The organism is Streptomyces sp. NPDC055243, assembly GCF_044544025.1.
Lineage (GTDB): Bacteria > Actinomycetota > Actinomycetes > Streptomycetales > Streptomycetaceae > Streptomyces.
The window spans coordinates 18958-38444 of the sequence record NZ_JBITWR010000019.1 but is presented as its reverse complement, the minus strand read 5'-3'; the positions used below and the strand labels follow the sequence as shown (position 1 = coordinate 38444).

The window sequence follows — 19487 nt, the reverse complement described above, 5'->3', positions numbered from 1 at the left end:
ACTCGTCGGCCGTTTCACTCCTTGGCCGTTGCCACGGTGACGGGGCGCGGCTTCAGGGCGACCCGGCCCGGGAGCGCGGTGGCGGTGAGGGCGAGCAGAGCCGCGACGGCCACCACGGAGACGTACACCAGGGGTGTGATCGAGGGCGCGGCGCTGCCGGTCATGCCGACGCTGAAGGCGGTCAGGACGGCGAGCGCGATCCCGCTGCCGAGTGCCGTGCCGATGAGCAGGACGGACAGGGCCTCGGTGCGCAGCATGCGCAGGACCTGGCGGCGGCCGGCGCCCACGAGACGCAGCATCGCGAACTCACGGACGCGCTCGGAGACCGACATCGCGAGGGTGTTGACGACGGCGATCGCGGTGAAGGCCAGGATCAGGCCCATGGCCAGGTAGTTCACTTCGGCGTTCGCCTGCTGGCGCTCGGCCTGGAGGTTGTCGACGGCGGCCGGGGCGAGAACGCGCACGCCCGGGAACTTCGCGAGGCCTGCCGCGAGTTGTTCCTGTGTACGGTCGCTCTTGATCAGGACCGTGGCGGCGAGCGGGTTGTCGACGTGGCGGGCGACCAGGTCGTGCGCCATGGTCAGGTCCCCGAACCCGAGCCCGCGCGCGTACACGGCGCTGACCTTGAGCGCGGTCTTCGTGCCGTCGCCGACCGTGAGCTTGAGAGTGCTGCCGGGCTTCAAGCCGAGCTGGTCGGCGGCCAGTTCGCTGACGGCGACGCTGCCCTTGCCGAAGCCCTTCAGGGACCCGGCGGTGTCGTCCGGGTCCCAGGTGCGGGTGAGCCCGGCCGTGCTGACGCCCTGCGCGGGGTACTTGGCGAGTCCGACGCGCACGGTGGTGCGGACGATCTCGGTGGCGGCCTCGACGCCTTCGGTCGCACGCAGCTTCTGCGCGGCCTGGGCCGGGACGCCGGGCCCCTGCGCCGCAAGGACCCAGTCGGCGCGGATGCCCTCGCGGGCCTGTGCGCGGGCCGCGTCGCCGAGAGTGGGCTGGACGAACAGGACGGTGCAGGTCATGCCGGTGAGCAGGGCGAGCGGGGTGACGGCTGCCGCCATCCGGGCGGCGTTGCCGCGGAGGTTGGCGTGCGCGAGGCGGCCGCCGGGGCCGGAGAGCCGCAGCGGGCCGCGGAGTACGGCGGCCGCCGCCCTGACCACGAGCGGTCCGAGGAGCGCGATGGCGGAGGAGAGGACCACAACGGCCAGGAACGTCACGGGAGTCGACGCGGGCTCGGTACGCAGCACGCTGAGCACGGCGACCAGCACGACACCTCCGGCAAGGAGGACGAGCCCGGCGACGATGCGGCTCCACGCGGGCCGGGTGCGCTCGACACGTGCTTCGGCGAGGGCCTCGGCCGGGCGGATACCGGCGATGCGGCGCGCCGAGAGGCGGGCCGCGGCCCAGGCGCCGAGCAGCGTCGCGGCCACAGCGGCGAACACCGGGAAAACGCTGACGGTCCGCTCCAGGGTGGCGGGGACGGCGCCCATGTCCACGAACTTGCCGTGCAGCCAGCCGCCGAGCGGGATGCCGGCGAGCGAGCCGATGATGCCCGCGGCCGCACCGACGATCAGGGCCTCGCGGCCGAGAAGCTTGCGGATCTGCTTCGGGGTGGCGGCGATGGCTCGCAGCAGGGCCAGTTCGCGGTGGCGCTGCTGCACGGAGAGGGCGAACGTGCCGACGACCACGAGGACGGCGACGAGGAGGGAAGTACCGCCCATCGCGCCGCCCATGCTGACCAGCTTGACGCGGGCGCCCGCCGCGTCGAGGAACTCCACGGGGCCACGGTCGTCGCCAACGCTGACCTGCGCTTTCGTACCGGCAAGGGCGTCCGTGACCGCCTTCTTGAGGTCACCCGTCCCGGTGCCCTCGGCCGGCACGACGCCGAGCGCGGTGATCTGGCCGGGGTGGGCGGCGAGCCGCTCGGCCTCCGCAGCGGAGAAGAAGAGGGACGTCTGGTGGGCGAGGGCGCCTTGGGCGGGGGTCGCGATGCCGGTGATGCGGTAGGAGCGCGGGGCCTGGGTCGACTGGACGGTGAGGCGGTCACCGGTCTTGAGGTGGGCACGCCCGGCGAGGTCGCGGTCGATGACGAGGTCGCCCGCGGCGCGCGGGGCCTTGCCCTCGACGAGCCCGAAGGGGGTCAGCGCGGCCGACTCCCAGGCGTGGCCGTACGCGGGCCTGTCGGCGAGGTCACCGGCGGCGGGGTTCAACGGCGTGGCGAGGAAGGTGAGTTCGGGGACGACCTTGCCGACACCCGGCACGCCCTTGAGCTTGCGTGCGATGCCGTCCGACAGCCAGGCCCGCTCGGCGATCGGCTTGGCCTTGTGCTTGACCTTGGTCTTGCCCTTCTTGTGTTTGATCGTGGTCTGGTGGACGTTCTGGTCCGCGGAGACGATCACGGGGGCCGCGGCGTAGCGCTCGGTCTGGATGGTGCCGCGCAGGCCCGTCTCCAGGAGGGTGCCGCAGGCCGTGATGAGCGCGGCGGCGCACATCAATGCCAGGAAGGCGCCGAGGAATCCGCCCTTGCGGTCTCGGACTGTCTGCAGTGCGTAGCGCAGCATCATGATGTCGCCTCGGGCTCGGAGGAAGAGGAGGGCAGGGGCGTGCGGGAGGACCCGGGATCGCCGGGCGGCGCGGGCGGCGCTGGTGCCGGGAAGGCCAGGAGACGCGTGAGCACGGTGCGGGCGCCGGCCGGTGTCTCGGCGTCGGGGCGCTTGTAGCGGTTGAGCAGGGCGATGTACTCCTCGAAGAACGCGCGGAGTTCGGGGAGCGTCAGCCGGATCGTGCCGCGCGAGTACGGGAACGCGTCGGCCCACTCACCGAGGTCGGTGCCGCCCTCTCGCTGCAGCTGCTCGAAGAGCTCCAGGTCGGCGGCGTACGAGAGGTGGTTCAGCTCGTCCATGACGAGCCGCGTCTCGGCGTTCTGCTCGCTACGGGGCGGGAAGCGCCGGTCGCCGGGGATCGCGCGCCACCAGCGTTCGCGTCCGTGGCCCGTGCCCGTGGTCTCCTCGACGAAGCCGTAGCGGGCGAGTTCGCGCAGGTGGTAGCTGGTGGCCCCGGTGTTGAGACCGAGCGCCCTGGCGAGCGTCGCGGAGGTGGCCGGGCCGTGCACGGTGAGGTGCTGAAGCATCTGCTGCCGCCGGGGCTGTGCGAGCGCCTTGAGGACGCGGAGGTCGCTCAGCTTCTCGGGGAGGGCGCCCCGTTCCGCGGGGAGGGTGCTCAGCTCCTCGGGTGCGCCGTCGGTCGTGCCGGGTTCCTTTGCCATGCGTACACAGTCGTCTGTGCACAGGTTCCTTTGCAGTGCGGCGGACCGGCGTCTTCGGCCGGGGGTTAACCCCACCCCGGTGAACCCCACCCCTCAGGCGGAGAGGGGGAGTTCGGGGCCCTGGGAACACGAAAGGGCCGGGCCGCGGTTCTCACCGCACTGCCCGGCCCGGACCTGAGCCCCACCCCCGCGAGGGCCCTGGTCAGCTCATCCCCCGTCGTACCCCAGGTCCCCCGGGTCCTCGCCCTCTTCCTCGATCGCCTGCCGGACGATCCGGAGTGCCAGGCCTTCCGAGTAGCCCTTGCGGGCGAGCATGCCCGCGAGGCGGCGCAGTCGCTTGTCGCGGTCCAGGCCGCGCGTCGCGCGGAGCTTGCGGGCGACGAGCTCGCGCGCGGTCGCCTCCTCCTGCTCCGAGTCGAGCTGCCCGACGGCCTCCTCGATCAGCGTGGCGTCCACGCCCTTCGTCCGCAGCTCCTGCGCGAGCGCCCGTCGGGCCAGGCCCCGGCCGTGGTGCCGGGACTCCACCCACGCTCCCGCGAAGGCGCCGTCGTTGATCAGGCCGACCTCTTCGAAGCGGGTCAGCACCTCGTCCGCCACGTCGTCCGGGATCTCCCGTTTGCGCAGCGCGTCCGCCAGCTGTTTGCGCGTGCGCGGGGTCCCGGTGAGCAGGCGCAGGCAGATCGCCCGTGCCCGCTCACCCGGATCCGTCGGCGGCTCCCCCTTCTTCTCGGCCCTCGACGAGGAAGGGGGGCCGCTGTCCTGTGTTCCGCCGCCTCGGCCTTCACCGAAGCCGCCACGCCGTCGGCGCCCCCTCCGGCCGCCGCCCCCGCGGAAGCCGGTGCCGTCACCCTCCTGGTCGGCGCCGCCCTGATCCGCACCGTCCGCGAGGCCGCTGCCCGCGGGGTCGATGGGGCACTCGGGGGTGACCTGGTCCGCCCAGTCCGTGCGCCGCGTCATGGATCAGCTCTTGGCCGCGGCGGCCTTGGGCTTGGTGGCCTTGGTCGCCGGTGCGGGCACCGTCTTGGCGGCGTCCTCGACCGCGTCCCCCGCGTCCTTGGCCGGCTCGGCAGCGGGCTCCTCCGCCTTCGGCTTCACGCCGACACCCAGCTTGTCCTTGATCTTCTTCTCGATCTCGTCGGCGAGGTCGGGGTTGTCCTTGAGGAAGTTGCGGGCGTTCTCCTTGCCCTGGCCGAGCTGGTCGCCCTCGTACGTGTACCAGGCGCCGGCCTTGCGGACGAAGCCGTTCTCCACGCCCATGTCGATCAGGCCGCCCTCGCGGCTGATGCCCTGGCCGTAGAGGATGTCGAACTCGGCCTGCTTGAAGGGCGGCGCGACCTTGTTCTTGACGACCTTGACGCGGGTGCGGTTGCCGACCGCGTCCGTGCCGTCCTTCAGGGTCTCGATACGGCGGATGTCGAGCCGCACCGACGCGTAGAACTTCAGCGCGCGGCCACCGGTCGTGGTCTCCGGCGAGCCGAACATCACGCCGATCTTCTCGCGCAGCTGGTTGATGAAGATCGCGGTGGTCTTGGACTGGTTGAGCGCGCTGGTGATCTTCCGCAGTGCCTGGCTCATCAGGCGGGCCTGCAGACCCACGTGCGAGTCACCCATCTCGCCCTCGATCTCCGCGCGCGGCACCAGGGCCGCGACGGAGTCGATCACGATCAGGTCGAGGGCGCCGGAACGGACCAGCATGTCGACGATCTCCAGCGCCTGCTCGCCGTTGTCCGGCTGGGACAGGATGAGGTTGTCGATGTCGACGCCGAGCTTCTTCGCGTACTCGGGGTCCAGGGCGTGCTCGGCGTCGATGAAGGCCACCGAGCCGCCTGCCCGCTGGGCGTTCGCCACCGCGTGCAGCGTCAGCGTCGTCTTACCGGAGGACTCCGGCCCGTACACCTCCACCACACGGCCGCGCGGGATGCCGCCGACGCCGAGCGCGACGTCGAGCGCGGTCGATCCGGTGGGGATGACCTCGATGGGTTCGTTCGGCCGCTCGCCCATGCGCATCACTGCGCCCTTGCCGAATTGCCGTTCAATCTGTGCGAGCGCGGCTTCGAGCGCCTTCTCGCGGTCGGTTCCTGCCATGGGTTCCACCCGATTTGCTTGTGTCGATCGCTTCACGTCAATGACGCTAGCGCCTGCCACTGACAATCCGCCCCGACGCCCGTCCCGCCTGTGGATAACTCGAGGCGATCGCCCCGCCGAAATCCGCCGGAGCCCCAGGGATCCCCCCGCGAAAACCCCGGGAAAACGCCGCCAGGCAACCTATGAGAATGGATGTTCGATTTCGGTGTCAAGCGCACCACGCGGCTCCACCGAGAGTACGGAAGGGTCCGGTCCGCCCGGCGCACATCGCCCCTGAGACCCTCCGCGTCGCTCCTCCGCGTCGCCCTCTACTCCGGGCCGGAGCCCGATGCGGGACCGGGGCGCGAGCCCGCGGCCTCCTCCGCCGCGACCTCGGCCTCCGACGCCGCTCCCGGACGGTTCGGCCCGCGCAGGGCACGCCGTACGCGCGTGAGGAGGGACGCCCCGCCCTTGCGCCGGTGCCCGTGGACGCGCGGGTCGTCCGTGACGTCGTACCGCTTCACGTACGCCCCCAGGAACGCCTGGAGGGTCGCGATCGCCGGGATGGAGATCAGGGCGCCGACCGCGCCGAGGAGCGCCGTGCCGGCGATGACCGACCCGAAGGCGACCGCCGGGTGGATGTCCACGCTCTTGGCGGTGAGCTTGGGCTGCAGGACGTAGTTCTCGAACTGCTGGTAGACCACTACGAAGATCAGCACCCACAGCGCGTACCAGGGATCGACCGTGAAGGCGATCAGCATCGGCAGCGCGCCCGCCAGATACGTGCCGATGGTCGGGATGAACTGCGAGACCAGGCCCACCCACACCGCGAGCACGGGCGCGTACGGCACACCGAGGGCCTGGAGCAGGACGTAGTGCGCGACTCCGGAGATCAGTGCCATCAGACCGCGCGAGTAGAGATAACCGCCGGTCTTGTTCACCGCGATCTCCCAGGCGCGCAGCACCTCGGCCTGCCGGGCGGGCGGCAGCACCGAGCAGAGCGCGCGCCGCAGCCGCGGTCCGTCGGCCGCGAAGTAGAACGAGAACAGCAGGACCGTCAGGAGCTGGAAGAGGCCGCCGAGGACCTGCGCCGAGACGTCCAGGACGCCGCTCGCGCTGTTCTGCACGTACTTCTGCAGCCAGTCCGAGTGGACCAGGCTGTCCTGGATCTCGACCCGGGAGAGCTCCGTGTGGAACGTCTGGTTGATCCAGCTGATGACATCGTCGAGGTACTCGGGGAAGTCCTCGACCATTTCCACGATCTGGCCCGCGAGCATCGACCCCATGAGCGTGATGAAGCCCGCGCTCGCGATCAGGACGCCGAGGAAGACCAGGAAGGTGGCGAAGCCCCTGCGCAGCCCGCGCGCGGCCATCCAGCTCACCGCGGGCTCGACCGCGAGCGCCAGGAAGAACGCGATCAGAATGTTGATCAGCAGTCCTGTGACCTGGTGGAAGGCCCAACTGCCCAGCTGGAAACAGGCGATGAGCGCGAGGGCGAGCACCATGGCGCGCGGCAGCCAGCGCGGCATACTGGCGGCCCGCCCGGTCTCCGCCCCGTTCGGAGGCCGTGCGGGCGGCGTGGTGCCGAGCGGAGCTACGTCCTGAGTGACCTGCGCGGTCTCGTCTGTCGATGACACAGAGCCAGTCTCGCCCACGCCGCCGACATTCAGCCGCCGCCCCCGCATCTTGACGGTCTCCGGCGCCCGGGACGAGCCGCGGGAAGACGGCGGGCCGTCCGGTGTCAGCGCCTGTCGGCCGGCACGTCCATCGCCGTGCACACGGCACGCCAGACGTCCTTGGCGTCCCAGCCCGCGTCCAGCGCCTGATGCACCGTGCGGCCGCCGAGCTCCGCCATCACGTGATCGCGAGCGAACGAGTCCGCGTACCCCTGTCCGAAGTGGTCCGCCATCCGCTCCCAGAAAATCGTCAACCGCATGCCTTCAGTATCGCGCCCTAGAGAGTGCAGCCGGACGCAGGGGGCTTACCGAAGGCGCTTTCCGGCCTACGGTCTGTGCATGGCCGAAACCGGAGCATCCCCGCACGCCGCGCCCTCGCCGGTCGCACGCGCCGAGCACTTCGTCTGGCTCACCGCGCGCGTCCTGGAACAGCGGCGGTTCGCGTACCACTTCCTGAGCGGCACGGGCGGCGCGGGCGGCACCGGAGCCGACCCGGCGGCCGATGCCGTCGAGACCGCCCTGGCCGCGTACGGCACCGTGGACGGCGGGTACGGGTACGCGCTCGAACCGGATCTGCGCGGCCCCGTCAGCCAGCCCCTGCACGCCGGGCACGCGCTGCGCGTCCTGGACTCGATCCGGCGCTGCGGCGGGCAGCGGGTGGAGCGCGTGTGCCGCTATCTGACCTCGGTGTCGACGTCCGACGGCGCCCTTCCGGCGATCCATCCAAGCCAGCGCGGCTACCCCTCGGCGCCGTTCGTGCCCGTGGTGGACGATCCGCCGAGCGAACTCCTCGCCACCGGCCCCGTAGTGGGCCTGTTGCACCGCAACGAGGTGTGGCACGCCTGGCTGTTCAGGGCCACCGACTTCTGCTGGGCGGCCGTCGAGTCCCTCGAGAAGTCCCATCCGTACGAGATCGAGGCGGCCGTCGCGTTCCTCGACGGGGCACCCGACCGCCCGCGCGCGCAGGCGGCCGCCGACCGGCTGGGCAGAATCGCGCGGGAGCAGGGCCTGGTGGCCCTCGACCCCGAGCGATTGGACGCGTATCCCGTGGCGCCCGGCTACGCACCGGGTGAGCACCACTTCGCGCACGACTACGCGAAGGCCCCCGAGTCGCTCGCGCGCGCGTGGTTCACCGACGAGGAGATGGCGCGCTCCCTGGACTTCCTGGAGCGCGAGCAGCAGGAGGACGGCGGCTGGCCCGTGCGGTGGCGCCAGTGGGCGCCGACCACCGCCCTCGAAGCGCGCCCGATCGTCACCATCGAGGCGCTGCGCACGCTACGGGCCTACGGGCGCCCCATCGCCTGACGGAGGCTCCTCGGCCTCCCTCAGCAGTAGTGCCGCGATGGCGAGTGCCGTGCCGCGCGGCGCCGACAGGTCGATGCCGGTGCGTTCGCCGATCTTCGCGAGGCGGTTGTCGACGGTGTTGGGGTGCAGGCCGAGGGCGGCGGCGGTCGCCCTGCGGTCCTGCTGGTGGCCGAGGTGGGTGCGCAGCGTCTCCAGGAGCTCGGGTCGGTCGGCGACCGGGTCAAGCAGCGCGGAGATGAGGTGGCTGCTCTCGTTGCGGCGGGAGAGGTGGTACTCCAGAAGCACGTCGTCCATGCGGTGCAGTCCCGGAGGCATCCCGCACGCGCGCGTGATGCGCAGGATCTCGGTCGCGGTACGGGCCGCGCCGGTCACGGCCTCGGGCCCCGCGGCGTCCACGGCGGCCACGCGCACGGGCAGGTCGCAGGCCTTGCTCAGGCGGCGGGGCAGGTCTTCGGGAGCCCGGCACTCCCTGGGCACGATGACCCGGCCGCCGTCGGTCTCAAGGAGCGCGAGCACCTCCACGTCGAAGGCGTGGTCCAGGGCGGTCTGTACGCGCCGCAGCCGCCGCCGTACCGCCACGGGGCCTTCGGCCGGCGCCCCGTCGAAGCCGACCGCGAGGACGAGCGCGGGACCCGCCAGGCGCAGTTGGTCGAGGAGCACGTGTCCGGGCGGCACCATGCCGTCGAGCAGGCCGCGCACCAGGGAACTGCGCTGGGCGCGCTGCTCGGCCTCCAGCGCGGAGCGCTCGTCCAGGTAGGTCTCGGCCACGGTCCCGACGACGGCGGGGTGCGACTGCAGCAGTACGTCCACGAGTTCGACCAGGGCCGCCTCCTCGCCGGGGCGTGCCACGTCGCGCAGCGCCTGCCACAGGACGTAGACGCCCAGCGCGTGCGTACGCAGCAGCAGATGCAGCGGCATGCCCTCTTCCGCGCGCTGTGCGGCCCGCTCGCGGAAGAGCCGGTGGCTGCCGGGCTGATCGGTGACGCGGCGCAGGAAGAGGCGCACTCCGTGGCGTGCGGTCGCGGCTATCTCCACGTCCTTCACGTCGTCGGGGAGCTCCGCGTATCCGGGCAGCTCCTCGAACGACTCACGGGCCATCCTGCGGGCCAGTTCATTGACCCGGGGCTCGCACCGCGCCGCGAGGGACCTGGCTTCGGAGGACAGCGCCACGGTGTCTCCTCTCCGGGGGCGGGGCCGCGGTTGTGACGCGTCACATTACCCACGGGGTCTGTGCGCGACGGGAGCGGGTGTTCGAGGCCACCGATACCTGTGAGTCCCTGTGGAGGACGGCACCGAAGCTCAACCCGTGAGCGCCCGCACCCCCGCGGTGACGACCACCGCCGCCCCGATGACGACCAGGAACGGGGCACGCAGCAGCAGCGCCACGGCCGCCGCCACGAGCCCCAGCGCCTTGGCGTCGAGCTCCAGGACCCGGCCGTCGGCGAAGGCCTGCTGGGCCGTGAGCGCGGCGAGCAGGGCCACGGGCAGCAGGGCGGCCATGCGCTTGACGAGCGGACGCTCCAGGGCGCCCGCGGGCACCAGCAGGCCCGCGAGCTTCACGAGGTAGCAACCGACGAAGGTCACGCCGATCGCGATCCAGATGTTCAACGGTCTTCCTTCTGTGCGTCGTTCCGAGCGTTGTACTGGGTGTCGTTCCGGGCGCCGTCGGGGCGTGCCTCTTCCTTGGCGGCGGCCTTGCGGCCCTCTACGTAGAGCACCGCCGGCACGGCGAGCGCGGCCACCAGGACCGGCACCCCCGCGGGCAGCACGGGCAGCAGGCCGAGCCCCAGGACGACCGCGATCGCCGCCACCGCCCGCTCCGTGGCCGTCCGCAGCATCGGCGCGAGCAGCGCCAGGAAGACCGCGGGCCCCGCGGCGTCGAGCCCCCACGCGTCCGTGTCTCCGATGGCCTCCGCGCCGAGCGCCCCCAGGAGCGTGGTGAGGTTCCACAGCACGTAGAGGCTCAGTCCGGTGACGGTGAACCCGATGCGGGCGGCGCGCCGTGTCGGCTGGGCGAGCGAGACGGCGGTGGTCTCGTCGATGACCCAGTGGGCGGCGAACGGGCGCACCGCGCGCGGGAGGGCAAGCAGCTGCGAGAGGCGCAGTCCGTAGAACGCGTTGCGTACGCCGAGGAAGAAGGCACCCGCTGCCGCGGTGAACGGGTTCCCGCCGCCCGCGAGCGCCCCGACCAGCGCGAACTGCGAGGCGCCGGTGAAGACCAGCAGGCTGAGCGCGCAGGTCTGCAGCACGGTGAGGCCGCTGCCCGCCGAGGTCACTCCGAAGGCGAAGCCGGAGAGGCCGACGGCGATCCCGACGCCGAGGGCGTCGCGGACCACGGCGGAGTCGGGTTTCTCCGGTGTGCGGGGGGTCTGGTCGCCGTGCTCGATCCGGCCTGGGCCTATGTCTGCGGGTGTCGTCTGTTCTGCCACACGCCGGACGGTACGAGGAGGGCCGACGCGCCGTCTTGTACGTTCTTGCGCTCGCGCTGGTACGCCCCGGGCGGCACCCCGACGATCCGCGCGAAGTGCCGGTTCAGGTGCGGCTGGTCGGTGAACCCCACGGCGACGGCCGCCTCCGCGGGCGCCGTGCCCACGTCCAGGAGGCGCCGTGCGGCGCGCACGCGCGCGTCGGTGAGCCACGCGTGCGGAGGCATCCCGTACGCGTCACGGAAGGCCCGCAGCAGGGCGAAGGGGCCGACTCGGAGGTCGGTGGCGAGCCGCTCCAGGCTCGGCGGGTCGGCCATCCGCTCATCGAGGACCGCACGCGCGCGTGCCGCGATCCTGGCCCCCGCCGTGGGCACGGCGCGCTCGGGGAGGGGCCCGCCGTTCAGCCGCAGCAGCCGGGTCACGGCCACCCGCAGGAGGGTGTCGGCGGCGAGCGCGTTGCCCTCCTCGGCGGCGCGCAGCACCCGGTGGACGAGGGTCACGGCGTACGGGTCATCGAGCACCGGACGGACGAAGCCGGGGGTTCCGCGGATCGTGGTGGTCTCGGCGGCGATGGCGGTGACCAGCTCCGGCGACGGATAGACCGCCGCGTACCGCCATCCCTCGGGTGCGCCGGCCCGGCCGGTGTGCGTGGTGTCCGGGTTGATCAGGGCCAGCGTCCCCGGCCCCGCGTGCTGATCGGCGCCACCGTGGTGGAACACGTCGACGCCCTCGGCGATCGCGGCGATCACGAAGTGCTCGTGGGTGTGCCGCACGAACGTCTTGCTGATGTAGTGGGCCCGCAGCAGGTCGACCCCGGGCAGCTCCGCGTAACGCCAGTGCCGCGCCTGCTCCGCCGAACCTGCCATGGCCCCATTCTGCGACAGCCACGCAAACCCTTTTTCGCAGGTCGGCGCCGTTGTCAGTGGCGGGGTGCACGATGGGGTCATGGTCAGGTCCGCATCCAGCGCCCTCGGCGCCCTTGACGGCTTCTCCCCCGCGACCCGCAGCTGGTTCACGGGGGCCTTCTCCGCGCCCACGTCCGCGCAGGCCGGGGCGTGGAAGGCCATCGGCGAGGGCTCGGACGTGCTGGTCGTCGCGCCCACCGGCTCGGGCAAGACGCTGGCCGCGTTCCTGGCCGCCCTCGACCAGCTGGCCTCGACCCCGCCGCCCGCCGACCCCAAGAAGCGCTGCCGGGTGCTGTACGTGTCTCCCCTGAAGGCCCTGGCGGTCGACGTGGAGCGCAATCTGCGCAGCCCGCTGACCGGCATCCGCCAGGAGTCCGTGCGCCTCGGACTCCCCGAGCCGGAGGTGCGGGTCGGCATCCGCTCGGGCGACACCCCGCCCGCCGAGCGCCGCTCCCTGGCCACGCGCCCGCCGGACATCCTGATCACCACGCCCGAGTCGCTCTTCCTGATGCTCACCTCCGCCGCGCGGGACGCGCTCGCGGGCATCGAGACGGTGATCCTGGACGAGGTGCACGCGGTCGCGGGCACCAAGCGCGGCGCCCATCTCGCCCTCTCCCTGGAGCGGCTCGACGAGCTGCTGCCCAGGCCCGCCCGCCGCATCGGCCTGTCGGCGACGGTCCGCCCGGTGGACGAGGTGGCGCGCTATCTCTCCCCGCAGCGCAGGGTGGAGATCGTCCAGCCACCGTCCGGCAAGGAGTTCGACCTCTCGGTGGTCGTGCCGGTCGAGGACCTCGGGGAGCTGGGCGGTTCCCCGGTCGCCGACTCCGACCAGGCCGCGGAGCGCCCCTCGATCTGGCCGCACGTCGAGGAGCGCATCACCGACCTCGTCCAGGCACACCGCTCGACGATCGTGTTCGCCAACTCACGCCGTCTCGCGGAGCGCCTGTGCAACAGGCTGAACGAGATCGCGTACGAACGTGCGACGGGAGAGCCTCTTCCGGAGGACCACTCCCCCGCCGAGCTGATGGCCGAGTCGGGCGCGGCCAAGGGCGCCCCTCCGGTCCTCGCCCGGGCCCACCACGGCTCGGTCTCCAAGGAGCAGCGCGCGCTCGTCGAGGAGGACCTGAAGGCGGGCCGCCTGCCGGCCGTCGTCGCCACCTCCAGCCTGGAGCTCGGCATCGACATGGGCGCGGTCGACCTGGTGATCCAGGTCGAGTCACCGCCCTCCGTGGCCTCCGGCCTGCAGCGGGTCGGCCGCGCGGGACACCAGGTGGGCGCGGTCTCCACCGGCGTCGTCTTCCCCAAGTACCGAGGGGACCTGGTGCAGGCCGCCGTGGTCACCGAGCGGATGCGGACCGGCTCCATCGAGTCGCTGCGCGTCCCGGCCAACCCCCTGGACGTCCTGGCACAACAGCTCGTCGCGACGGTCTCCCTCGACACCTGGCAGGTCGACGACCTCCTCGCCCTGGTCCGCCGCGCCGCGTCCTTCGCCTCGCTCCCGGAGTCGGCGTTCACGGCCGTCCTGGACATGCTCGCGGGCCGCTATCCCTCGGACGCCTTCGCGGAGCTGCGCCCCCGCGTGGTCTGGGACCGCGTCGCCGGCACCGTCACCGGGCGGCCGGGCGCGCAGCGCCTGGCAGTCACCTCCGGGGGCACGATCCCCGACCGCGGCCTCTTCGGGGTCTTCCTCGCGGGCGCCGACCCCAAGAAGGGCGGCGGCCGCGTCGGAGAGCTCGACGAGGAGATGGTCTACGAATCCCGGGTGGGCGACGTCTTCACGCTCGGCACCAGCTCCTGGCGCATCGAGGACATCACACGCGACCGCGTGCTCGTCTCCCCCGCACCCGGCGTTCCAGGACGGCTCCCCTTCTGGAAGGGCGACCAACTGGGCCGCCCGCTCGAACTGGGCCGTGCGGTGGGCGCCTTCCTCCGGGAGGTCGGCTCCCTGTCGCGCGACGACGCGCGCGTGCGCCTGCTGGCCGCGGGCCTGGACGACTGGGCGGCGGACAACGTCCTGACGTACCTCACCGAGCAGCGTGAGGCCTGCGGCCACATCCCGGACGACCGCACGATCGTGGTCGAGCGGTTCCGCGACGAGCTGGGCGACTGGCGGGTCGTGGTGCACTCCCCCTTCGGCGCGCAGGTGCACGCACCCTGGGCCCTCGCCCTCGCCTCCAGGCTGACCGAGCGGTACGGCATGGACGCCCAGGTCATGCACGCCGACGACGGCATCGTGCTGCGCCTGCCGGACGCCGACCTCATGGGCCTGGACCTGCTCGACCAGGAACCCACCGACCAGCACCCGGCGTACGACAGCGATCAGGCACCCGTAGGAGCGGGCGACATCGCCTTCGACAAGGGCGAGGTCAACCAGATCGTCACCGACCAGGTGGGCGGCTCGGCCCTGTTCGCCTCGCGCTTTCGCGAGTGCGCCGCCCGCGCGCTGCTGCTGCCGCGCCGCAGCCCCGGAAAGCGCACACCTCTGTGGCAGCAGCGCCAGCGCGCCGCACAACTGCTCCAGGTGGCCAGCGAGTTCGGATCCTTCCCCATCGTCCTCGAAGCGGTCAGGGAGTGCCTCCAGGACGTCTTCGACGTCCCCGGCCTGACGGAACTGATGGGCGACATCGAGTCCCGCAAGGTCCGGCTCGTCGAGGTCACCACCCCCGAGCCGTCCCCCTTCGCCCGCTCCCTCCTGTTCGGCTACGTGGCGCAGTTCTTGTACGAGGGCGACTCACCCCTGGCCGAGCGCCGCGCGGCGGCCCTGTCCCTGGACTCCCGGCTCCTCTCCGAACTCCTCGGCCAGGCCGAGCTGCGCGAGCTGCTCGACGCGGACGTCCTGACGGAACTGGAGCAGGAGCTCCAGTGGCGCACGGAGGACCGCCGCGTCAAGGACGCCGAAGGCGTCGCCGACCTGCTGCGCCTCCTCGGGCCGCTCACCTCCGCCGAGTTGGCCGAGCGCGGCGCCGAGCCCGACTGGGCGCAGGAGCTCGCCTCGGCCCGCCGCGCGATCAGCGTCCGCATCGCCGGGGCCGACCACTGGGCGGCGATCGAGGACGCGGGACGGTTGCGCGACGCGCTGGGCACCGCGCTGCCGGTCGGTGTCCCGGAGGCGTTCACCGAGCCCGTCAAGGACCCCCTCGGCGATCTCATCGCGCGGTACGCCCGCACGCACGGCCCCTTCACCTCGGCGACGGCGGCGGCCCGCTTCGGCCTCGGCGTCGCGGTCACCGAGGGCGCGCTGCAGCGCCTGGCCGCCAACCAGCGCGTCGTACAAGGAGAGTTCCATCCGGCGGGCATCGGCCAGGAGTGGTGCGACGCGGCCGTCCTGCGCCGCCTGCGCCGCCGCTCCCTGGCGGCCCTCCGGCACGAGCTGGAGCCGGTGCCGCCCGCCGCGCTGGCCCAGTTCCTGCCCCAGTGGCAGCACTTGAGCGGGCACGGCCTGCGGGGCGTGGACGGACTGGTGCGCGCCATCGAGCAGTTGCAAGGGGCGACCGTGCCCGCGTCCGCCCTCGAAAAGCTCGTCCTGCCCTCGCGCGTCTCCGGCTACGCACCGGCGATGCTCGACGAACTCACCGCCGCCGGAGAGGTGGTGTGGGCCGGAGCCGGGTCCCTCCCCGGCAAGGACGGCTGGGTCTCCCTCTACCTGGCCGACGCCGCGCCCCTGCTCCTGCCGCAGGCCCATCCGCTGGAGCTCACCGCGCTCCACCAGTCGGCCCTGGACACCCTCTCCGGGGGGTACGGATTGTTCTTCCGGCAGATCGCCGACCAGGTGCGCGCCACCACCCACCCCGAGGCCTCCGACCTACAACTGGCCGACGTGATCTGGGACCTGGCCTGGTCCGGACGGCTCACGAACGACACGCTCGCCCCCATGCGCTCGCTCCTCGGCTCGGGCCGCACCGCGGGCTCCACGGCCCACCGCGCCAAGCGCTCCGCCCCGCGCGGGCGCTACGGCACGCTGACGGCCGCCGCCCGCCCCACCTCGCGTACGGGCCCACCGACCGTGGCGGGCCGCTGGTCGCTGCTCCCCGCCCAGGAACCGGACCCCACCCTGCGCGCCCACGCCCTTGCCCGCACGCTCCTCGACCGACACGGCGTGGTGACCCGTGGGGCGGTCGCGGCCGAGGGAGTGGAGGGCGGCTTCTCGGCGACGTACCGCGTCCTGTCCGTCTTCGAGGACAGCGGCCAGGCGCGCCGCGGGTACGTCGTCGAGGGCCTCGGCGCCGCCCAGTTCGCCATGGACGGCGCGGTGGACCGGCTGCGCGCGGCGGCGAACGCCCGGGACCGCACGGACAGTTCACCGTCCGCGATGAACTACGCCCCGCGCTCCTCGGAATCCCAGGCCATCGTCCTGGCCGCCGCCGACCCGGCCAACGCCTACGGAGCCGCGCTCCCCTGGCCCGACCCGCCCACCGACGCGGGCCACAAGCCGGGCCGCAAGGCAGGCTCCCTGGTCGTCCTCGTCGACGGTGAACTGACCCTCTACATGGAGCGCGGCGGCAAGACCCTGCTGGCCTGGCCCGCCACCCCACAGGACGACAGCCCCGCCACCGAGGACGCCCGCCTGCACGCGGCCGCCGAAGCGCTCGCCGCCTCGGCCCGAGCGGGCTCCCTCGGCACGGTCACGGTAGAACGCATCAACGGAGGCTCCTCCCTGACCTCCCCCTTCGCCCCCCTCCTGGAAGGAGCAGGCTTCCACGCGACCCCCCGGGGGCTGCGGCTGCGGGCGTGACGGCCGGCTTCTCGCGGGGTCTGCGGCTACGGCTACGGCCGCGGCTACGGCTGCGGCTGCGGCTGCGGCTGCGGCTGCGGCTGCGGCTGCGGGCATGACGGCCACCTCCCGGGGGCTACGCCTACTGGCATGACGCCCCCACCCCGCACCTCCCGCCCTCCCCACCCCCCACATGCCACCCTGGACCCATGCCCGAAGGCGACACCGTCCACCAGGCAGCCCGGCGTCTGCACACCGCCCTCGCCGGGCACACCGTCACGCGCTCCGACCTCCGCGTCCCGAAGCTCGCGACCGTCGACCTCACCGGGCGCACCGTTCTGAACGTCACCCCGCGCGGCAAGCACCTCCTCACCCGCTTCGAGGGCGGCCTCACCCTGCACTCCCACCTCCGCATGGACGGCTCCTGGAAGCTGTACGCCCCCGGCGAGCGCTGGAGCGGCGGCCCCGGGCACCAGATCAGGGCGATCCTGGGCACCGCCGAGCGCACAGCCGTCGGCTACCGCCTGCCCGTACTCGAACTCCTGCGCACCGCCGACGAGGACAAGGCCGTGGGCCACCTCGGCCCCGACCTCCTCGGCCCCGACTGGGACCCCGAGCTCGCCCTCGCCAATCTCCTCGCGACCCCCGAACGCCCCCTCGGCGAGGCCCTGCTGGACCAGCGCAATCTCGCGGGCGTCGGCAACGTATTCAAGAGCGAGATCTGCTTCCTCCTGGGCGTCACTCCCTGGCTCCCCGTCGGCGAACTCCCCGCCGAGACGGCCGCCCGCGTCCCCGCCCTCTCCAAGAAGCTCCTGGAAGCCAACCGCGACCGCCCGTCGCGCACCACCACGGGCCACGACCGCCCGGGCCAGCGCCTCTACGTATACGGCCGCGCACCCCGCCCCTGCCTGCGCTGCGGCACCCCCATCCGCAAGGGCGAGCAGGGCGACGGCTCCCGCAGCCGCCCCACGTACTGGTGCCCCACCTGCCAACAGGGCCCGACCCCCTGACCCTGGCGGCAACCACACCCATCCCACGCTCCACCCAGCCCCGCCCAGATGCCCAACACCCCACACCCCACACCACCCCCAGCCCCGCACACCCAGCAACCACCACCCCCCAGCAACCCACCCCCACCCACCAGTTGACGCCCCGTCAGATCCCGCCGTACCGTCCCGTCATGCCCCTCACGGCGTACGACCTCAGCGGACGCACCGCATTCGTCACCGGCGCGGCCAGCGGCATCGGCCGGGCGTCAGCCGTGCTCCTCGCGGAAGCGGGCGCCACCGTCCACTGCGCCGACCGCGACACCCAGGGGCTCCACGAGACCGCCACGCTCATCAAGACCGCGGGCGGCACCGCGCACACCCACCCCCTGGACGTGGCCGACAGGGCCCAGGTCGACCAGGCCGTCGCGACCGCCACCGAGGCCACCGGCCGCCTGGACGTCATGGCCGCCATCGCCGGGATCATGCACAACAGCCCGGTCCTGGAGACCCGCGACGAGGACCTCGACCGGGTCCTGAGCATCAACTTCAAGGGCGTCCTGTACGCCTGCCAGGCCGCGGCCCGCGCGATGATCGCGGCCAACGCCGACCGGGCCGACGGCTCCCGCCGCCCCGGCAGCATCATCACCATGGCCTCGGGCGCCGTGGACACCGGCGGCCCCGGCCTCCTCTGCTACGGCGCGGCGAAAGCCGCCGTGGTTCAGCTCACGAAGACACTGGCCACCGAGGTGGGCCCGCACGGCATCCGGGTCAACGCCGTCGCGCCGGGCTGGATCCGCACCCCCATGACCGACCGCCACGACAGCGACGCCCAGGCGCACACCGAGGGCCTCATGGTCCGCATGTCCCCCCTGGGCCGCGTCGGCGAACCGGAGGACATCGCGCACGCCGTCCTGCACCTGGCGTCCGACGCGTCCGCCTTCACGACGGGGCAGATCCTCCGCCCGAACGGCGGCGTCGCCATGCCTTGGTGACAGCGCCACCGACGGTCTGCGCAGCGCCCTTGGCCGTACGCTCCCCAGGCCACCGCAGCGAACCGTCCGGCCGCCGAGAGCTCCGCCTGGACCGGAAGACGACCCCCGCCCGGGACTTCGGCACACAGTGCACCGGCAGCAGACTCAGCCCCCATCCGCCGGCCGCGACCGCCCCCTCCAGAACCCCCGCGTCAGGCACGAACGCCAGCCGCAGCACGCCCCACCACCAGAGCGCACCGAGGGCCAGAGCCGGCGCCCACCGCACGACTCTCCATGCCACGGCCACCACCTCCGTACGAGGCCCGACGTCCGTCCGACACCCCACCGCACACGCCACACCTCACGCGCCCCCGCCACATCCGACGTCCAGTCGACGCTAGACGCCAGGTGCGACCGGGCGGGAGGGCGCACCCCAGCGCACACGAGGCACGACCACCACCCAGACCACCCGCTCTCCACGATCCGCGACCATCCAGCCCGGCCAGCCCGGCCAGCCCATCCAGACCGACCAGACCGACCAGCCCATCCAGACCGACCAGACCGACCAGACCGACCAGTCCGACCAGACGGCCAGATCAGCCAGCCCACTCAGACCGATCAGACCGATCAGACCGGTCAGATCAGCCCGCCGGTCAGTTCGGCCCGATCAGCCCGATCGACCCGCTCAGCCGTTCTCCGCCTGGAACATCCAGTGATGCTTCTCCAGATCGGCCGTGATCCCGATGAAGATGTCCTGGCTCACCGGATCCGCCTCGCCCGTCGCCTCGACGCGCTCCCGCATCCGCGTGATCACCGCACCGAGCGCGTCCACGAGCGTCCCCACCGCGTCCGCGTCCTTGACCCAGCCCCCGGCGACGTCCCCGATGCCACTGCTCCGCGCCACGGTCGCCGCACGCCCGTCGGGCGAGACGCCGAGGGTGGAAGCCCGCTCGGCCACCGTGTCGGAGTGCGTCCGCGCCGTGTCGACGACCTCGTCGAGCTGGAGATGAACGGACCGGAACCGCGTGCCGACCACGTTCCAGTGGATCTGCTTGGCCACCAGGGAGAGGTCGACCAGGTCCACGAGCGCCCCCTGCAGGGCGTCCGAGACCGTCTTCAGATCCGCATCGGACAGAGGGCTCTTCACGACGTACATTCGGCCTCCAAAGCTCATGAAACCC

At 72.7% G+C, this 19487-nt stretch carries 15 protein-coding genes and 1 pseudogene; 4 read left to right on the top strand and 12 right to left on the bottom strand.

The features are described from left to right. Positions 1-14 precede the first annotated feature (14 nt). The 6 genes from ACIGXX_RS37315 to ACIGXX_RS37290 form a co-directional block, all read right to left on the bottom strand. Positions 15-2558 carry an FtsX-like permease family protein gene (locus ACIGXX_RS37315; RefSeq protein WP_399982586.1) on the bottom strand — a complete coding sequence of 848 codons (2544 nt, stop codon included), beginning with the start codon at positions 2556-2558 and terminating at the stop codon, positions 15-17. Beyond that, complete coding sequence (locus tag ACIGXX_RS37310; protein ID WP_399982583.1) at positions 2555-3259, bottom strand: ArsR/SmtB family transcription factor; 705 nt, start codon at positions 3257-3259, stop codon at positions 2555-2557. Before ACIGXX_RS37310 ends, ACIGXX_RS37315 begins: the two co-directional genes overlap by 4 nt. A 207-nt stretch (positions 3260-3466) precedes the next feature. After that, entirely contained in the window at positions 3467-4216 is a 750-nt protein-coding gene (recX, locus tag ACIGXX_RS37305; protein ID WP_399982580.1) for a recombination regulator RecX, read from the bottom strand. 3 nt (positions 4217-4219) lie between these two features. Next, positions 4220-5344, bottom strand: coding sequence for a recombinase RecA (recA, locus tag ACIGXX_RS37300; RefSeq protein ID WP_361468314.1), 1125 nt, complete (start codon positions 5342-5344; stop codon positions 4220-4222). A gap of 308 nt (positions 5345-5652) precedes the next feature. After that, positions 5653-6960, bottom strand: a complete 1308-nt coding sequence (locus ACIGXX_RS37295; RefSeq protein WP_351173784.1) for an AI-2E family transporter — start codon at positions 6958-6960, stop codon at positions 5653-5655. Between the two features lie 104 nt (positions 6961-7064). Beyond that, entirely contained in the window at positions 7065-7259 is a 195-nt protein-coding gene (locus ACIGXX_RS37290; RefSeq protein ID WP_351173787.1) for a DUF3046 domain-containing protein, read from the bottom strand. Between the two features lie 79 nt (positions 7260-7338). Here ACIGXX_RS37290 and ACIGXX_RS37285 point away from each other — a divergent pair, with 79 nt between their 5' ends. Beyond that, the gene (locus ACIGXX_RS37285; RefSeq protein WP_361468318.1) at positions 7339-8304 is read left to right on the top strand and encodes a hypothetical protein; all 966 of its coding nucleotides are present in this window, start codon (positions 7339-7341) and stop codon (positions 8302-8304) included. Here the strand turns inward: ACIGXX_RS37285 and ACIGXX_RS37280 are convergent. From ACIGXX_RS37280 to ACIGXX_RS37265, 4 genes and pseudogenes are all read right to left on the bottom strand, one after another. Continuing rightward, a complete protein-coding gene (locus ACIGXX_RS37280; protein ID WP_366464493.1) occupies positions 8275-9474 on the bottom strand; it encodes a helix-turn-helix domain-containing protein in 1200 nt (399 codons plus the stop codon). The two genes, ACIGXX_RS37285 and ACIGXX_RS37280, sit on opposite strands and share 30 nt — an antisense overlap. A 129-nt stretch (positions 9475-9603) precedes the next feature. After that, positions 9604-9912, bottom strand: coding sequence for an AzlD domain-containing protein (locus ACIGXX_RS37275; protein ID WP_351173796.1), 309 nt, complete (start codon positions 9910-9912; stop codon positions 9604-9606). Further along, positions 9909-10706 carry an AzlC family ABC transporter permease gene (locus tag ACIGXX_RS37270; protein ID WP_383823998.1) on the bottom strand — a complete coding sequence of 266 codons (798 nt, stop codon included), beginning with the start codon at positions 10704-10706 and terminating at the stop codon, positions 9909-9911. Before ACIGXX_RS37270 ends, ACIGXX_RS37275 begins: the two co-directional genes overlap by 4 nt. A gap of 35 nt (positions 10707-10741) precedes the next feature. After that, a pseudogene (locus tag ACIGXX_RS37265) lies at positions 10742-11596 on the bottom strand (AraC family transcriptional regulator); the annotation flags it as partial. 79 nt (positions 11597-11675) lie between these two features. Here ACIGXX_RS37265 and ACIGXX_RS37260 point away from each other — a divergent pair. The 3 genes from ACIGXX_RS37260 (at position 11676) to ACIGXX_RS37250 (ending at position 18327) form a co-directional block, all read left to right on the top strand. Continuing rightward, positions 11676-16367 carry an ATP-dependent helicase gene (locus tag ACIGXX_RS37260; protein WP_366464495.1) on the top strand — a complete coding sequence of 1564 codons (4692 nt, stop codon included), beginning with the start codon at positions 11676-11678 and terminating at the stop codon, positions 16365-16367. A 188-nt stretch (positions 16368-16555) separates the two neighbouring features. After that, positions 16556-17356 (top strand): DNA-formamidopyrimidine glycosylase family protein, encoded by an 801-nt coding sequence (locus ACIGXX_RS37255; RefSeq protein ID WP_361468328.1) that lies wholly within the window; start codon positions 16556-16558, stop codon positions 17354-17356. Between the two features lie 170 nt (positions 17357-17526). Continuing rightward, positions 17527-18327, top strand: a complete 801-nt coding sequence (locus ACIGXX_RS37250; protein ID WP_399982571.1) for an SDR family NAD(P)-dependent oxidoreductase — start codon at positions 17527-17529, stop codon at positions 18325-18327. Here ACIGXX_RS37250 and ACIGXX_RS37245 read toward each other — a convergent pair. Together ACIGXX_RS37245 and ACIGXX_RS37240 are read right to left on the bottom strand one after the other, a co-directional pair. Then, a complete protein-coding gene (locus ACIGXX_RS37245) occupies positions 18275-18607 on the bottom strand; it encodes a hypothetical protein (protein ID WP_351173811.1) in 333 nt (110 codons plus the stop codon). The two genes, ACIGXX_RS37250 and ACIGXX_RS37245, sit on opposite strands and share 53 nt — an antisense overlap. Before the next feature lie 384 nt (positions 18608-18991). Further along, positions 18992-19462, bottom strand: coding sequence for a DNA starvation/stationary phase protection protein (locus ACIGXX_RS37240; RefSeq protein WP_351173814.1), 471 nt, complete (start codon positions 19460-19462; stop codon positions 18992-18994). Between the last annotated feature and the right edge of the window lie 25 nt (positions 19463-19487).

Bases quoted from the DNA above. Each gene is read 5' to 3' on its own strand.
- ACIGXX_RS37255 (WP_361468328.1), top strand. From the start codon at position 16,556: ATGCCCGAAGGCGACACCGTCCACCAGGCAGCCCGGCGTCTGCACACC.
- recX (WP_399982580.1), bottom strand. From the start codon at position 4,216: ATGACGCGGCGCACGGACTGGGCGGACCAGGTCACCCCCGAGTGCCCC.
- ACIGXX_RS37285 (WP_361468318.1), top strand. From the start codon at position 7,339: ATGGCCGAAACCGGAGCATCCCCGCACGCCGCGCCCTCGCCGGTCGCA.
- ACIGXX_RS37260 (WP_366464495.1), top strand. From the start codon at position 11,676: ATGGTCAGGTCCGCATCCAGCGCCCTCGGCGCCCTTGACGGCTTCTCC.
- ACIGXX_RS37290 (WP_351173787.1), bottom strand. From the start codon at position 7,259: ATGCGGTTGACGATTTTCTGGGAGCGGATGGCGGACCACTTCGGACAG.
- ACIGXX_RS37250 (WP_399982571.1), top strand. From the start codon at position 17,527: ATGCCCCTCACGGCGTACGACCTCAGCGGACGCACCGCATTCGTCACC.
- ACIGXX_RS37315 (WP_399982586.1), bottom strand. From the start codon at position 2,558: ATGATGCTGCGCTACGCACTGCAGACAGTCCGAGACCGCAAGGGCGGA.
- ACIGXX_RS37310 (WP_399982583.1), bottom strand. From the start codon at position 3,259: ATGGCAAAGGAACCCGGCACGACCGACGGCGCACCCGAGGAGCTGAGC.
- recA (WP_361468314.1), bottom strand. From the start codon at position 5,344: ATGGCAGGAACCGACCGCGAGAAGGCGCTCGAAGCCGCGCTCGCACAG.
- ACIGXX_RS37240 (WP_351173814.1), bottom strand. From the start codon at position 19,462: ATGTACGTCGTGAAGAGCCCTCTGTCCGATGCGGATCTGAAGACGGTC.